The organism is Deltaproteobacteria bacterium (assembly GCA_016874735.1).
Lineage (GTDB): Bacteria > Bdellovibrionota_B > Oligoflexia > Oligoflexales > CAIYRB01 > CAIYRB01.
Window position 1 is genome coordinate 1 of record VGTI01000070.1, and the last position, 14,933, is coordinate 14,933.

Below are 14,933 nucleotides of genomic sequence, written 5' to 3' on the forward strand. Positions count from 1 at the left end.
GGATCATGCAGCCGGAAGAAAAAGAGCAGCAAATCCTGATAGCTTAATCGACTGGGGTCAAAAATGATTTCGATAGCTTCGGCGTGTCCGGTACTGCCGGTCTTGACGTCCTCATAACGAGGGTTCGCCGTGCGGCCTCCGGTATAACCAACCCGCGTGCTGATAACGCCGGGCAGCTCCCTGAGTAGTTCCTCAACGCCCCAAAAGCATCCACCAGCTAAGGTCGCCGTCTGATGCTGCGTATGACTGGTCATCTTTGTCCTCTAGTCGCTTAAAAGGTGTCTGCCACCTTGTCCGGTTCTAGTGTAAACTCCTGCCTTGGGGAGGCAAGAGATGATTGAAATCGTACGGGCGGCAATGTCCAGTGCTGCTGATGCCCTAGCAAAGCTACGCCAAGATGAGAGTACACTAGCCGCTATTGCGGCTGCCGGTGACTTGCTCGTTGATGCATTTTTGCAGGGACGCAGTGTGTATAGCTGCGGCAACGGTGGGTCCATGTGTGATGCGATGCACTTTGCTGAGGAGCTTTCCGGCAAGTTTCGTCGTGAGCGTAAGGCGCTGCCTGCTATGGCCATCAGTGATCCCGCTCACTTAAGTTGTGCCGCTAATGATTTTGGCTACGACTCGGTCTTCGCGCGCTTTGTCGAGGCTCATGGGCGCAGAGGCGATGTGCTCCTAGCGATCAGCACGTCTGGCAACAGCCCTAATATCTTGGCAGCCGCTACGGTTGCGCGCCAGGCCGGTATGAAAGTGGTGGCATTAACTGGTAAAAATCCCTCCAAGCTCGCGCCACTCGCGGATATCAATATTTGCACCCCAGGTGGGACCCCCTATTCGGACCGTATTCAGGAGCTACACATCAAGGTCATCCACACGCTCATTGAGCTTTGTGAGCATCGTCTTTTTTCTGCAGGCACATGATGAATTTTCCGGAATTGCCCGCCTGGTTGCGGGCCCCTGTTCCCCTTCAGCCCAACAATTTTACCCCGCTGGCGCGTACCCCGTGGGGCGGTAGCGTCATTGCCTCGCATTATAAGCGGGATTTTGCGGCACCCGGTACGATCATCGGCGAGGCCTGGGAGTTTTCGTGTGACCCGACTTTTCCGTCGCGACTCCAGCGTGAGCCGATGACGCTGCTTGATGCCGTCGCTCGGTGGCCAGAGGCCATATTATCACCGGCCCTAGCAAAGGCGGGGGCCACCTGCGAGATATTGGTTAAGCTACTCGATGCGGCTGAGCCGCTCTCGCTACAGGTCCATCCGCGCGACGGTGATCAGCATCTCCAAAACGGTGAGTGTGGTAAGCCGGAGTCTTGGCTGGTGCTTAAAGCTGCACCGGGAGCCGGAATTTACCTAGGATTTTCGCGACCAGTCAGTCGTGCGGCGTTGCGCGAGGCCTTGGTCCATGGCGATGCAGCCAAGGATCTACTGCATTTTGTCACCGTAAAGCCCGGTGATTATTTTGAGATCGAGCCAGGGGTGCCGCATGCCATTGGCGGCGGTGTGACGCTACTTGAGCCGCAGCGCATCCTCACGGGACAGGCTGGTAAGACCTACCGCATGTGGGATTGGGGACGACGCTACGACCGAGAGGGGCGCCTCGATATGTCCGGTGGTGCGGCGCGTCCGCTGCACGTGGATGAGAGTCTGCCGTTGGTCGATCCTGAGCACCAAGTGGGCGAGAGCTTTGTTGCGACTCTGCGCAGGGAGCCCCGCGTGCTTAATCTTGCCGGGGGCATTTCTGTTCGTGAGTTTCCCGCTAATCCGTACTATAAGACAGCCCTTGTTATTGTGCCGGCCGGTGCTGAACTCAACGTGCGTATCGAAGACGGCTACAGTGCGATGCTGATGCTCGAGGGTCATGTCGAGGCAAATCAGGTCCAGCTAGGACAGGGGCAGTCGGCGCTGGTGCCTGCCGTGGCGTCACCGCTTCATCTGGTGGCCGGTGAGCGCTCAGAGATTGCCTTGGTGGCGCCGGCAGGTGCCACGCTCAACTTCACCTCTCGCACAAGTCGTTAATTAAGGTCCCTTGATGTCCATTGAATTACAAAAAGAAATCGCCAAGCGCCGTACTTTTGCCATTATCTCGCACCCTGACGCCGGTAAAACGACGCTCACTGAAAAGCTGCTGCTCTACGGTGGTGCTATCCAAATGGCGGGTACAGTTAAGGCCAAGCGATCGAAAAAGTTCGCCACATCCGACTGGATGGAGATCGAGAAGCAGCGCGGCATCTCCGTAACTAGCTCGGTGATGAAGTTTCCTTACGCAGGATTTGAGATCAACCTGATCGACACTCCTGGTCACCAGGATTTCTCTGAGGACACCTACCGAACGTTGACGGCAGTCGACTCGGCACTGATGTTGATTGACGCCGCCAATGGCGTCGAGACCCAGACCAAGAAACTTTTCGAGGTATGTGCACTCCGCAAGACGCCGGTAATGGCCTTCGTCAACAAGATGGACCGCGAGGGACGTGATCCCTTCGATCTGATGGATGAAATTGAAAAAGTCCTGGGCATCAGCTGTTTTGCTGTGACCTGGCCCATCGGCATGGGGCCCTCCTTTAGGGGTGTCTATCACCGTATCAGTAACCAGCTGCTCATTTTTGAGAAGGATGCCGACCGTGCCCGTCCGGTGCCGCTTAAAGGCCTGGCTTTAGACAGTCCAGAGGTCGTTGCTGAACTAGGTGAGGAGGCCACGCGGCAGCTCCTTGCTGAGATTGAACTACTCACGGGTGCGGGGGGTGACTTCGACCGTGAGGCCTATCTTGAGGGGCGACTGGCACCGCTGTTCTTCGGTAGTGCGGTCAATAATTTCGGGGTGCAGACTTTGCTCGAGGCACTCATCGATATTGCGCCCGAGCCACTACCGCGGGCAGCCGTTGAGCGGAAGGTTGCCTCGACTGAGGCGAAATTTAGCGCTTTCATTTTCAAAGTTCAGGCTAACATGGATCCGTCTCACCGGGACCGTGTGGCGTTTATGCGGATTTGTTCGGGGCGCTTTGAGCGCAATATGAAGGCATTCCACGTGCGTCTGGGTCGTGACATGCGGCTTGGGCGGCCGACGCAGTTCATGGCGCAGGACCGGAGCTTAGTCGATGAGGCCTTTGCTGGTGACATTGTCGGTATCCATGATCCCGGTGTCTTCAAGATTGGCGACTCTCTCAGCGAAGGTGAAGTTTTAAGTTATACGGGTATCCCGGTTTTCGCCCCGGAGCATTTCTGCCGCGTCGTTTTGCGTGACCCACTCAAGTCCAAGCAGCTAAGCAAGGGTCTCGATCAGCTGTCGGAAGAAGGTGCGGTACAGGTGTTCAGACCAGCGCATTCCAATGAGCAGTACCTAGGTGTTGTGGGTCCGCTGCAGTTTGAAGTTGTGACCTACCGTATCCTTGCTGAGTACGGCGTGCAGGTGCGCTTTGAGGGTCTACCGTATTCGGTAGCGCGGTGGATAAGTTCGACGAAACCTGAGGTACTTGATCAATTCATTCGGGCCAGTGGATCGGCGATTTGCTACGATCAACATGACCATCCCACGATTCTAGTGGACGAGCCTTGGCGCCTGCGCCTACTAGAGGAGCGGAATCCTGACATAAGATTCTCGGCGACGTCCGAGGGTCCAGGTAAAGTTCGATAGATTAAAGTACGCAAAATTGCGGTTCGAAAGATTGATGAATGAAAGGAGGCGAGCGTGATGGTGCCTTTTCGTGTGTTTGATCGTGAGAATAAAGAGCTGTTCGTGGTGCTGAACTACCATCCAGGGGCCTCGGCTGGTGACCAGGGACATTACCTGCTCGCTCGTGAGGACGATAACGAGCGCGATGGTGAGATGGTGATCGTGCCGGCGACCAACTTCGCCAAATTTCGTCTGGTCGACTTTCTCGACGACGGCGGTGACGGTTACTCAGATTAATTACGTTGCTCACTAAAAAAACAAAACCCCTTGGTCGCAACCAAGGGGTTTTGTTTTACGTACCGTCAAGCTTAGCGGACAGCGTCCTTAAGCTCTTTACCTGGGCGGAATACCGGCACTTTGCGTGCTGGGATATGGATCTCTTCGCCAGTTTGAGGGTTGCGACCAACGCGCGCTTTGCGGTTGGAAACAGCAAAGGTGCCGAAGCCAACGAGCTTAACGCCGCCGTCTTTTTTCTTGATGTTCTTGCTCACCACGTCGATGAAAGCATCGAGGGTGCGCTCGGTGTCAGCCTTGGTCAACGAGGTGACTTTGGCGATTGCTTCGATTAGTTCCGCCTTGTTCATAAAAACTCCTCCGAAAGATAACGACGAATTATCAGTGAGAAAAACATACCTCTTAGGTGCGATCTATACAGGTTTACGCAGGTCCCTTCGGAAGTCAAGCACTTGTCCGTTGGCAAGTTGCTAATCCAACCGAATGCATGGATTGTAGCAATTGATTTGGATACAATGACGGGTATGCGCCTTAGTTTTGAAAATTTTACTTGCGTTAAAGGGCGATGGCTGCTTGGTCTTGCGCTCTTCTTATGCATGTCAGCATCTGCTATCGCAAGCGATGTCTTAGGTGATCGCTTAGTGATTGCCGTTAACAGTATGCCGTATTCGCAGCGACAACTCGAACTCTACCTAACGATCAAACAAAGCTTGCGTCCTGAAGAAATCGGCGCGCAACAAATCGTCAGCGCAGCAAACTGGAGCGAAGCCATCACCGTTTTTAGCGAAGAGATGATGATTTTGCAGGAAGCTATGCGGCTAGGTAGTTTTGCCGCATCAGACCAGTTGCTCGATCAGTATAATGGAGCACTACGAAAAAAAATGGCGCGTGGCACCAAATTACAAGACACCCTCAACCGACTCGGTGTGGATGATCTCGCCGTATCGCGCACCCTCGATAGTATCCTTCGCGTAGCGAGCTACAGGCAGAATCGCAATCGCCAAGAATTGCAGGGCCTCAGCGTTAAAAATGCGAATGCGAGCAAGACGAAAGACACGGAACCCAAGTGGCTGCAGGAATTACGAGGCCGCACGACTTTGCGGATTTTTTCTGGCGCGGACACCTACCGTGAAATCAGTCCAACAGTGGGAGGGGGCGGTGGCAAAAAAGGTTGATGCAGATCACCTTAAGATTTGGCCACTGAAGCGCGACACCTCACACATGGCTACCCTCGGGCAGTGGGCCGCGCGGTGGCAAACTGGTTCGGAGGTCTTTTGGGATTTCGATGCTCTCATAGCGATGTTGGCGCGCCCCATTTGTCGCGGCTTTATTTTTGCCGTGTCATCCGAGGCACCGTGGGCAGCTGTGGCTTTTCTTGACGTCGGCACATATAGCGCCGATCTCCTTTATATTTATGTCGATCCTAAGCATCGTGGCCAACAGGTAGGAGCGCACATGCTCGGAGCAATCATTGATCTATTGCAGTTGGAGCCAGAGCTCGAGGATCTTCTGCTCGAGGTGCGTCCGTCCAATCTCGCGGCCATAAAATTATATGAGCGGCTTGGATTTTTGCGCGTTGGTGTACGAAAGCGCTATTACAGCAACGCCGAAGATGCTTTAGTATTCAAGCTGCGACTGCGAGATGATTCAGTTTGACCATTGAAAGATCGAGCATGACTACTGCCATGAGTCCCGCTAACTCCTGGGCATCTGAAGACGCCGACTTAGTCTGGTTGCAGACTAGTTTTATCGGCGACATTGTGCTGACGACGGGAGCCATGGCCCTAGCCAAGAAGCGTTGGCCACAGCGTCGCCAGCATCTCATTACTACTAAGGTCGGCGCCCAAGTTTTACGCGACGCGCCCGAGTTGACGAGCTGTCACGTCTTTGACAAGGCCGGGGCCAATTCTTGGCAGGCGATATGCCGTGTTAAAAAAAGCGTCAAGGAAGCTCTCGCTGGTCGGCAAGCGGTCCTGCTGCGCGCACACCGTAGTACGAGATCTATGTTGCTGGCGCGCACCTTGGGGCTCCCCGAGATCACCTACCAAGAATCCAGCTTTGCTAGTCTGGCTAAACGACTTGTGCCGCGGGTGGCAGTGTTTCATGAAACGCAGCGCTTAGCTTTACTGCTCGAGCCACTCGGTGTGTCGCGCCAGGATATTTGCGGTGCCATGCCTAAATTGTTGCCACTTGCGTTAGATCACGGAGTCACATGGCAGCATGAGTTGAGCCAGCATCGAGGTTCCGTCATTGCGGTGGCTCCCGGTAGTGTGTGGGGGACCAAGCGGTGGTTACCGGAGCATTTTGCCGCATTGATCGCGCGCTTTGCCACCTTGCCTGCGACCAAGATCCTATTAATTGGGAGCGCTGCGGAGTCTCCCGTAGCCGACGCGATCATGGAGCAACTTGGCATCGTGCCGCAGGTTCTCAATTTAGTCGGTAAGACCAGTCTAGACGATATGCGTCGCTTGTTACCGCGGGCCCAACTGTTAGTCGCAAACGATAGTTCTCCGGTCCATTATGCATCAGCTTTAGGTATACCCACCGTCGCCCTATTTGGTGCGACCATCCCCGCCATGGGCTTTGGTCCTTTGGCTAAAGGGTCGCAGACAGTTGGCGTTGATATGAACTGCCGCCCGTGCAGTGATCACGGTCCTCAGGTTTGCCCCCGCGGTCACTTTAAGTGTATGAGGGACTTGAGTGTGGATGTGGTCTGGGCTACCTGTAGTCAGGTGCTAAGTATTTAGGGTCTCTAAAGTAGTTTGATAGAGGAGCGCGCATCAATGTCCATGCATTTAACTTGGCGGCGACCGGTGGCGCGGACTCTTGGTGCGGACTTTACAAAAGGAATCGCTGAACTCATTGCGACCGTGACGCATGGCTTTTTTTTTGCAGACGACGTGACCAAAGTCTTTCAGTACGAAGTTGCGCCCGCGCTTAAGATGCTCCTGTCCTGTGTCGGATTAGCTTATCACGAGGAACCCGTAGTTCTCGCGGGGCTCGACATCGAGGCGCTGGCGACCGAGCTCCAAGGGCTAGGCCCCCTATTACGCGCCGATATTGATGCGGCCTTGAGCAATGATCCCGCGACCGCCGATCCCGTCGAGGTGCTCTTTAGTTATCCAGGATTCAAGGCCATCACGACCCATCGCGTCGCCCATGTGTTATTTCAGCGGGGTGTGCCGCTGCTGCCGCGTATGATCAGCGAATATGCCCATCAGATGACAGGTATCGATATTCACCCTGGGGCACAAATTGGCAGTCACTTCTTCATTGATCACGGTACTGGCGTGGTCATCGGTGAGACCGCTATTATCGGCAGTCATGTGACGCTATATCAAGGTGTGACGCTAGGAGCCAAAAGGTTCAAGCGTGATGACCAAGGTCAATTGATCAAGGGACAGGCGCGTCATCCGATCCTCGGTGACCGCGTGACAGTCTATGCCGGTGCAGCGATCTTAGGGCGCATCAGCGTTGGAGCGGGCAGTGTGATCGGTGGCAATGTCTGGTTGACCGAGAGTGTTCCTGCCAATAGCCGCATTACGCAGCAGCAGTTTGTGGCTGGTTTTTTCCGCGATGGGGATGGGATCTAAAAAGGGCGCCTGGAGTGAGTGAGGCATAGCGCCTCGATTCATAAGCGGCGATCAAAATAGGTGTTCCTGTATTTTCCAAACCAATTCCGCTATACTTTATAATAACTGGAATTATTCTAAAGTACGCTGCTTCTGGTTCCGAGGGCTATGAATACCCAAATATATCAGTTGATTACACGTCAAAAGAACGAATCCCAAAGGGGTCCGGGCGACTCGCTTGTTCATCGAGACGGGTCCGAGCGTCTTTCCCATGAGCTCGACTCGCCTCTCGTTAAGGTGGTTCTTGGTCCGCGCCGCTGCGGTAAATCGACAATGATTAGACAGGTTCTGCAAGGCAAGCCATACGCCTACCTCAACTGTGAGGATGAGGGCTTTCCTAAAGATGTAAGCGGCGATGACATTATGGCCGCTCTTGATAAAGCCTATCCACATGCGAGGTATTTTTTCTTTGATGAGATCCAAAACTTCGAAAATTGGGAGCCTTTTCTCCATCGTCTGCATCGTGAAGGTCGTAACTGTATCGTTACTGGTTCAAATGCTCACCTCCTGAGTCGTGAGCTAGCCTCGGCACTGACGGGACGCCATATTGCGATCGAACTTTTGCCGTTTTCTTATCCAGAATATTTACGGTGCGGTCACGAAGATGACGATGTCGAGCTGATGAGGTATTTGCAGCGTGGCGGATTTCCCGAAGTTTTGGTTAGGGGGGCAGACGAGAGATCTTATCTCGGCACTCTGTGGGACTCTGTCGTGCTAAAAGACGTAGTCCGACGCTATAAAATCCGTAATGTCAGCGAACTACATGATCTTTATTCTGTTTTACTCCATGCCATTGGCTCGCGATTCAACAATGATAGTTTAGTGCGCGCTTTAAATTCCAGAGTTAGTGCTCCGACAGTCAAGAAGTTTCTGTTGTACGGTGCCGAAGCTTATTTGTTCGCCGAGCTACCTCGTTTTCATTACGGTGCGCGTAAAAGATTGAAGTTTGATCGCAAAGCGTACGTATTTGATAACGGATTTCTGATTGCCAAAAAGGTCTTCACATCACCAGATTATGGCCGACTGCTTGAGAATATGGTGTTTATCGAATTGGTCCGAAGAACATTTCGCCCCGGACTAAACCTATTTTACTACGTTACGACAGAAGGTTTTGAGGTTGATTTTTTATTACGCCAAGGCAGCAAGAATCACGAGCTCATTCAAGTGACCTGGAACATGAGTGAGCAAAAAACTAGGGAAAGGGAACTGCGCGCTCTGCATCAAGCCGCTTCAGAACTCGGGGTCGATAATGTGCGTATCCTCACATGGGATCAAGCTGAAGTATTACAGACACAGCATGTGAGCATCATCGTTGAGCCAGTAAGACATTGGCTCATGCGATCTGACCACAGTTTGTAGTAGAGACTCATGGCTTGATATTGCCAAACAACACTCATGAATTTAAACTCGACCTCTGACCTCAGTAGGCTCTTCGTAGCCTCATCCGCCTTCATCATATTGAGGACTTAAGTTATGCAACGTCAGCATCGTCCCAAAATTGCCGCCAACATTATTGAGACCATCGGTAACACGCCGCTAGTGCGGCTAGGTAAATTGGCTGCTGACGTCCCGGCGCAGATCTTGCTCAAGCTTGAGTTCTTCAATCCACTCTCGAGCGTGAAGGACCGGATCGGTGCCGCTATGATCGAAGCGGCGGAGCGTGCTGGTAAGCTTAAGCCTGGCGCCACAATCGTTGAGCCTACCAGCGGAAACACTGGCATCGGGCTGGCTTTCGTCGCCGCGCAGAAGGGCTACCGGCTGATCCTCACGATGCCGGAGACGATGAGCATCGAGCGTCGCAAGATGCTCAAGGCACTAGGCGCTGAACTGGTGCTGACGCCAGGAGAGCAGGGGATGCGTGGCGCCATCGCTAAAGCTGAGGAGCTACTCGCCCAAAATCCTAGTTATGTCATGCCGCAGCAATTCAAGAACGTCGCCAACGTCGAGGCACATAAGCGCACGACCGCGCTTGAAATTTGGGAAGACACCGACGGCAAGGTTGATTTTCTCGTAGCTGGCGTCGGCACAGGGGGCACCATCACTGGCACAGCGACAGCGCTTAAAGAGTTGAAGCCAAGTTTTAAAGCGGTAGCGGTCGAGCCCAAGGATTCGCCAGTACTCTCGGGTGGCGCACCGGGACCACATAAAATCCAAGGCATCGGCGCTGGTTTTGTTCCGGATATTCTCGACCGCAAAGTTGTCGATGAGGTTGTTACCGTTAGTAATGAAGATGCTGGTCACTGGGCGAGCCGTGTCGCTAAAGAGGAGGGTATCCTCGTTGGCATCTCGGCCGGTGCAGCGATCAGCGCGGCCTTGCAGCTTGGTAAGCGACCAGAGAATAAGGGTAAGATGATCGTCGTCATCATACCTAGCTGCGGTGAGCGTTATCTCTCGACGTGGTTATTTGACGAGTAAGACTTTGAGCTCGGATCATCCAAGCCCGCCAATTTTACGGACGTAACGTCACAGCATGCAGGTTGAGGGTGCGGTGGCGACTTGCCGCCGGGAAGTCGACTTTGTCACCGCCACTCGACCAGGCCGCTGGTGGCAAATAGCCGGAGGCATCAGTCTGGAAAGAGGTGGCGCGTCCCACCTCTTCTTTCGCACGTATCTTTTGGGTTACCGTGTCATAAACAACTGCATAAATAATATTTTGTTTTCCATCTTTTTGGATGCCCCAGTAAGCAACTAGTGGCCCACAATAGGAAGGGTTAGAGAATAGGTGCCGCAGCGGAAGCTGGACTTTTTTAAACGTGACTTTTTTATTAGAAGCATCCCACCCCAAAATAGACTCATGAGAGTCGAGTGCGTCGTAGCTCTCAATCATGGCACCAGTAACGGCGTTAAAGGCCTGACTGTCGTTGCGCTCACAGCGTGTACCTAACACTTGATGGCCGTTTAAAAACACTGCATGCACCCAAGCTAGAGTCTTGCTCTGCCAAATAATCGGACGACAAAGGAAACCCTCGGGTCCGTTAGAGAACTCCTGCGGTTCACCCAAGCTAAGATCTGCCACGCCGAGAAATGCCCTGTCGCTTGGTGTTTTCACAGGATCGCATGCGTAGGCGTCTTCCCAACCTGTTGCCACGATGAGTGCCAATGCGAGAGACATGCTATAACATTTTCCTAACGATGTTCCCGAAACCATATCACCACTCCACTACAAAGAGTCAGGGTCAGCTGACTCATAGAGGCTCTCGGATCGAAGTTTTGGGTGGATTAGCGATTTCTGGTAACCGTCCAGATTCAGTTGTTATTTTTTTTGTTTTTGTCGTCTGCTTAAGAGCCTGATCAGGGCCCAGTCGATCGGAAGGACTAGGTCTTGACAGCTGAGCCCTCCACATGGTTTCCTAAAGCTGTTCATCAAGACCGGTTGAGGGATAGGCCCGACGACACCGGGGCAACCACGTAGAGCAATTTACGTATGGTGCCAAGTCCTGCGGTAGCCCCACTATATTGTGGAGAGCAAACCGGAAGATGAGCAGAAATGGTCTCCAGCCAGTTTCTTGCACCCACTCCCGTCACCGCATGATCTTGAGTCCCGTACGATGAGGACGAGATGGCGGAGTTGGCGAGAGAGCAGAGTGCCAGTAGGCGGATCAGCAGAGACAGACGTGATGGATCGCGCGTGGCCGGTGTCGTTACCCTTGGTCAGAGGCCGTTCGCGCTTGACTGCGGTGGCGCGCTCGCTGAGGTGCAGGTAGCCTACGAAATCGTCGGGCCTAGTGATGCCCCTGTCGTTGCGGTGCTCGGTGGTATTTCCGCCGGGCGGTACGTGACGTCAGCAACCACTGGGCCCAAGGGGTGGTGGGCAGATCTCTGTGGTCCAGGCCTGGCTCTCGATACTGAGCGTTATCGTCTGTTATCGTGGGACTTTCTTGGCGGCAACGGAGCGACCACCGGACCGCGGTCGGTACCGCATTTACGTACGGCATTTCCCGACGTCACCACCTTTGACCAAGCGCGCGTGGCTGCAGAGCTACTGACGCTGCTGGGCGTGCAGCAGCTTCACGCCTTTGTCGGCGCATCGTACGGTGGCATGGTGGCGCTGGCTTTTGCCGCAGCTTATCCGACTAGGGTGCGGCAAATCCTGGCCATCGTGACGGCACACCGCAGTGCGCCTTTGGCAACTGGATGGCGCACGATTCAGCGGCAGATTGTTCAACTAGGCCTAGACTCCAACCGTGGCGACGAGGGCCTGGCTATTGCGCGGGCACTCGGTATGGCGACCTATCGCACGCCGGATGAGTTTACGCAGCGCTTTGGTGGCAGCCGCAGTGATACGAGAGATCCGGATTCCTTTCCGGTTTGGGGCTACCTGAAATCGCGCGGTGATGACTACGTGAAGCATATGGATCCCTATGCTTTCCTGACACTCTCGCGATCGATCGATTTACATGCGGTGGACCCGCAAGCGATTACCGTGCCGACGACGCTGGCGGCGGTCCGTCAGGACCAGTTAGTGCCGCTTAGTTTAGTGGAGGAGTTAGCTGCAAGTTTCAAAGCACCCTGCGCGCTGAAGGTCCTCGATTCGCTCTATGGTCACGATGCTTTTCTCAAAGAACCAGAATTTTACGGTCAACTTTTGCGATGTTTATAGGAGCCCCCTCACGTGAGTCAATTCTCTGCAACGTCCTGTGTCCGTGCCGCTGTCGCTACCGACACCTCCCACGGAGCGGTGATTCCGCCGCTGCATCTATCAACCAACTTCACGTTCAAAGGTTTGGGCGAACGTCGTCAGTACGACTACACGCGCTCTGGTAACCCGACGCGCGATCAGTTGGCGGAGACTCTGGCTGAGCTCGAAGGTGGGCACGGTGCCATCGTCACAAGTTCGGGTATGGCGGCTCTCACTGCCGTCGTACATCTCATCGATGCGGGTCAGGTCATCATTGCGCCGCACGACTGCTACGGTGGTACGTATCGGTTGCTGGCAGCGCTCGATAAACAGGGGCGCACGCGCGTGCGCTTTGTCGATCAGGGTGATCAAGCGGCGCTGGCTCATGCATTCGCGGAGGGCGACGTCGGTCTAGTGCTCGTGGAGACTCCGAGTAACCCACTGCTTCGCGTCGTCGACATCGCTGCGGTCAGTGCTCGATGCCGGCAGTACGGAGCATTATTGGTGGCCGACAATACTTTCTTGTCTCCAGCGCTACAGCAGCCACTTGCTTTGGGCGCTGACCTAGTTGTCCATTCCACAACCAAGTACATCAACGGTCACAGCGATGTCGTCGGTGGTGCTGTAATCGCCAAGACTCCTGAGCTCACCCAGCAACTCACGTGGTGGGCCAACTGCCTAGGCATTACGGGTGCACCTTTTGATGCTTTTTTGACATTGCGCGGCGTGCGCACACTGCCGGCGCGTATTCGTCTCCATGAAGAGAACGCTGGAGCAATCGCTGCTTTTCTCGCTGAGGCACCGGGAATCGCTAAAGTTTATTACCCAGGTTTAGCCTCACATCCGGGTCACGAGACGGCCAGAAAACAGCAACGCGGCTTTGGCGGTATCATCAGCTTTGAGATGCACGGTGGCCTCGCCGCCGTTAAGGCCTTCACCGACGGTCTTAAGTGTTTTTCGCTAGCGGAATCGCTGGGTGGCGTCGAGAGTCTGATTGCGCATCCAGCGTCCATGACGCATGCGTCCATGACACCGGAAGCGCAGGCACGCGCCGGTATCACGGCATCGCTCCTGCGTATCTCTGTCGGTATCGAAGCCACAGAAGATCTCTTGCAGGATCTACGGAGCGGGCTTGAGCGCGCAGCTCGGGCCACGGGTCTTTCCAACTCTAAAACACCGGCGTACGAGAGAGCTGATCGTCATGACACTTGTAGCGCTGCAGTCTGAACGTTGGCTGCAAAGACCGGTAGCCAGAGTATGGACGGCACCGCGGCTGCAGCCTGTTGCCGTTGCGGTTATTGGCCCCGGCGGCGTTGGTCGGGCGCTGCTTGAGCAGTGGCGTCAGATTCACCATAGACTCGCCGCAACTAGCCGCAGAGCTCTCGAGCTCCGCGCGATCTGCAATTCCAGAAGTATGTTACTTGCGACTTCCAGTTTAGGTCTCGATGAGTGGGAGACAGCACTAGCCGGTGCGGGCGAGGCCCCAGATTTCGACAAGCTCACTTACTCCCTGCACCAGCACGTGGGCGATGTCGTGATCGTCGATGTGACGGCATCGCCTGAAGTTGCGGCGCTGCACGCTGAGTGGTTGCAGTGCGGTTTTAAGATCATTACGGCAAATAAGCATGGGATGGCGCGAGATGCCTCCTATGCCGCCATTAAGCGGGCGGAAAAATCGGGTGGCGGCAGCTACCTGTGTGAAACTACCGTCGGCGCAGGTCTGCCCATACTTGGTGTGATCGCTGATCTCGTGCGCACGGGAGATGACATTTATAAGATTGAAGGCGTGTTATCAGGGACTTTGTCTCATCTCCTGGCTCGAGTCGCCAGTGGGGAGACATTTTCGCAGGTGCTCCGGAGTTTGCACCAAGCAGGCTACACCGAACCCGACCCGCGCGTGGATTTATTGGGACTAGACGTCGCGCGCAAGTCGGTCATCTTAGCTCGCGTTGCAGGTTTTAGCTTGAGTCTTAATGATGTGGCGCTGGAGAGCTGCGTACCTCTGCACCAGTACGCGGCACTTTCAGTCCCCGACTTCTTGACGTCGTCTGAATCTCTAGACGAAGAGGTCGCAAGGTCAGTAGCTACGGCGAATGACCGCGGTGCCGTGATCCGTTATGTGTCCACTATCACGTGTGATGGCAAGGCTAGGGTTGCTCCTATCGTGTTACCGAAGGATCATCCTTTGGCCCGTATACCAGCCGGGGATAACCTGGTCCGCATTACTTCGCGACGCTACGAGGCCAGTCCTCTGGTGATTCAAGGTCCAGGAGCGGGGCGCGAGGTAACGGCAGCAGGTCTCCTGGCCGATTTGCTCAGGTTAGCCAACTAGGGTCGTGTTGAGCAGCGGCGATGCGTCTTCATGGCTAAAATTTTTAAGAAATAAGCTGTACAGGAAATTACGTTGCGCAGTGCTACTGCCGACGATCCGAAGTCCATGTGTAAACGCACCTTGCTCCTGTCGACTCCACCTAACCTCGACTACGACTGTGCGGAGGAAGTATGCCGCGAGCATACGCTGGAGCTCTATATTGTTTGTGACGAACTCAACCGTCAGCACGCTACGTCGCCCAAATAGTGATCCACTCGTGGCGCGAAAGCCGTAGCGCGAAAAGTCGACGACCGAGAACTCTAGATCTCCGTACATGAGTCTTAGCGACTCGCTAGGCACAACCATATGGCGCTCGTCGCCGCGTCTGATGCCTAGTTGTTCAAAAAATAGGACTTCTGCCCTCTGTAGGGAATCAGCGTCACCGATACTCGGATCATGTTCAAAG

Annotated in this window: 15 protein-coding genes and 1 riboswitch; of the genes, 12 read left to right on the plus strand and 3 right to left on the minus strand. The window is 54.4% G+C overall.

The window, feature by feature from the left end; translation table 11 throughout:
* Positions 1-254: peptide-methionine (S)-S-oxide reductase (locus tag FJ146_17305; GenBank protein ID MBM4253728.1), on the minus strand; the 254-nt coding region annotated here is incomplete at its 3' end.
* A 79-nt stretch (positions 255-333) separates the two neighbouring features.
* On the opposite strand from FJ146_17305, the gene FJ146_17310 reads away from it, so the two are divergent.
* Genes FJ146_17310 through FJ146_17325 form a run of 4 tightly spaced genes read left to right on the plus strand, consistent with a single transcriptional unit; the run spans position 334 to position 3,909 of the window.
* The gene (locus tag FJ146_17310) at positions 334-921 is read left to right on the plus strand and encodes an SIS domain-containing protein (protein ID MBM4253729.1); all 588 of its coding nucleotides are present in this window, start codon (positions 334-336) and stop codon (positions 919-921) included.
* Positions 918-2,018, plus strand: a complete 1,101-nt coding sequence (locus FJ146_17315) for a hypothetical protein (GenBank protein ID MBM4253730.1) — start codon at positions 918-920, stop codon at positions 2,016-2,018. Before FJ146_17310 ends, FJ146_17315 begins: the two co-directional genes overlap by 4 nt.
* 13 nt (positions 2,019-2,031) lie before the next feature.
* A complete protein-coding gene (locus FJ146_17320) occupies positions 2,032-3,633 on the plus strand; it encodes a peptide chain release factor 3 (protein MBM4253731.1) in 1,602 nt (533 codons plus the stop codon).
* A 57-nt stretch (positions 3,634-3,690) separates the two neighbouring features.
* On the plus strand, positions 3,691-3,909 hold the full coding sequence (locus tag FJ146_17325; GenBank protein MBM4253732.1) for a hypothetical protein: 219 nt from the start codon (positions 3,691-3,693) through the stop codon (positions 3,907-3,909).
* A 71-nt stretch (positions 3,910-3,980) separates the two neighbouring features.
* Here FJ146_17325 and FJ146_17330 read toward each other — a convergent pair whose 3' ends face one another.
* Entirely contained in the window at positions 3,981-4,256 is a 276-nt protein-coding gene (locus FJ146_17330) for an HU family DNA-binding protein (protein ID MBM4253733.1), read from the minus strand.
* A 679-nt stretch (positions 4,257-4,935) separates the two neighbouring features.
* Here FJ146_17330 and FJ146_17335 point away from each other — a divergent pair.
* From FJ146_17335 to cysK, 5 genes are all read left to right on the plus strand, one after another.
* Positions 4,936-5,562 carry a GNAT family N-acetyltransferase gene (locus FJ146_17335; protein MBM4253734.1) on the plus strand — a complete coding sequence of 209 codons (627 nt, stop codon included), beginning with the start codon at positions 4,936-4,938 and terminating at the stop codon, positions 5,560-5,562.
* Between the two features lie 17 nt (positions 5,563-5,579).
* Positions 5,580-6,653, plus strand: coding sequence for a glycosyltransferase family 9 protein (locus FJ146_17340; GenBank protein ID MBM4253735.1), 1,074 nt, complete (start codon positions 5,580-5,582; stop codon positions 6,651-6,653).
* A gap of 36 nt (positions 6,654-6,689) precedes the next feature.
* Positions 6,690-7,499 (plus strand): serine acetyltransferase, encoded by an 810-nt coding sequence (locus tag FJ146_17345; protein MBM4253736.1) that lies wholly within the window; start codon positions 6,690-6,692, stop codon positions 7,497-7,499.
* A gap of 147 nt (positions 7,500-7,646) precedes the next feature.
* Positions 7,647-8,897 (plus strand): ATP-binding protein, encoded by a 1,251-nt coding sequence (locus tag FJ146_17350; GenBank protein MBM4253737.1) that lies wholly within the window; start codon positions 7,647-7,649, stop codon positions 8,895-8,897.
* Between the two features lie 114 nt (positions 8,898-9,011).
* Positions 9,012-9,953, plus strand: coding sequence for a cysteine synthase A (gene cysK, locus FJ146_17355; GenBank protein MBM4253738.1), 942 nt, complete (start codon positions 9,012-9,014; stop codon positions 9,951-9,953).
* Between the two features lie 34 nt (positions 9,954-9,987).
* Here the strand turns inward: cysK and FJ146_17360 are convergent, their stop codons facing one another.
* Complete coding sequence (locus tag FJ146_17360; GenBank protein MBM4253739.1) at positions 9,988-10,650, minus strand: hypothetical protein; 663 nt, start codon at positions 10,648-10,650, stop codon at positions 9,988-9,990.
* Positions 10,651-10,895: 245 nt separating this feature from the next.
* Positions 10,896-11,022, plus strand: a riboswitch (SAM riboswitch).
* A 75-nt stretch (positions 11,023-11,097) separates the two neighbouring features.
* Between FJ146_17360 and FJ146_17365 the strand changes: the two genes are divergently transcribed.
* Genes FJ146_17365 through FJ146_17375 form a run of 3 tightly spaced genes read left to right on the plus strand, consistent with a single transcriptional unit; the run spans position 11,098 to position 14,488 of the window.
* On the plus strand, positions 11,098-12,138 hold the full coding sequence (locus FJ146_17365) for a homoserine O-succinyltransferase (protein MBM4253740.1): 1,041 nt from the start codon (positions 11,098-11,100) through the stop codon (positions 12,136-12,138).
* Positions 12,139-12,150: 12 nt separating this feature from the next.
* Entirely contained in the window at positions 12,151-13,383 is a 1,233-nt protein-coding gene (metB, locus tag FJ146_17370; GenBank protein ID MBM4253741.1) for a cystathionine gamma-synthase, read from the plus strand.
* Positions 13,358-14,488: a hypothetical protein gene (locus FJ146_17375; protein MBM4253742.1), complete on the plus strand. Its 1,131-nt coding sequence runs from the start codon at positions 13,358-13,360 to the stop codon at positions 14,486-14,488. Before metB ends, FJ146_17375 begins: the two co-directional genes overlap by 26 nt.
* Positions 14,489-14,933: the final 445 nt, after the last annotated feature.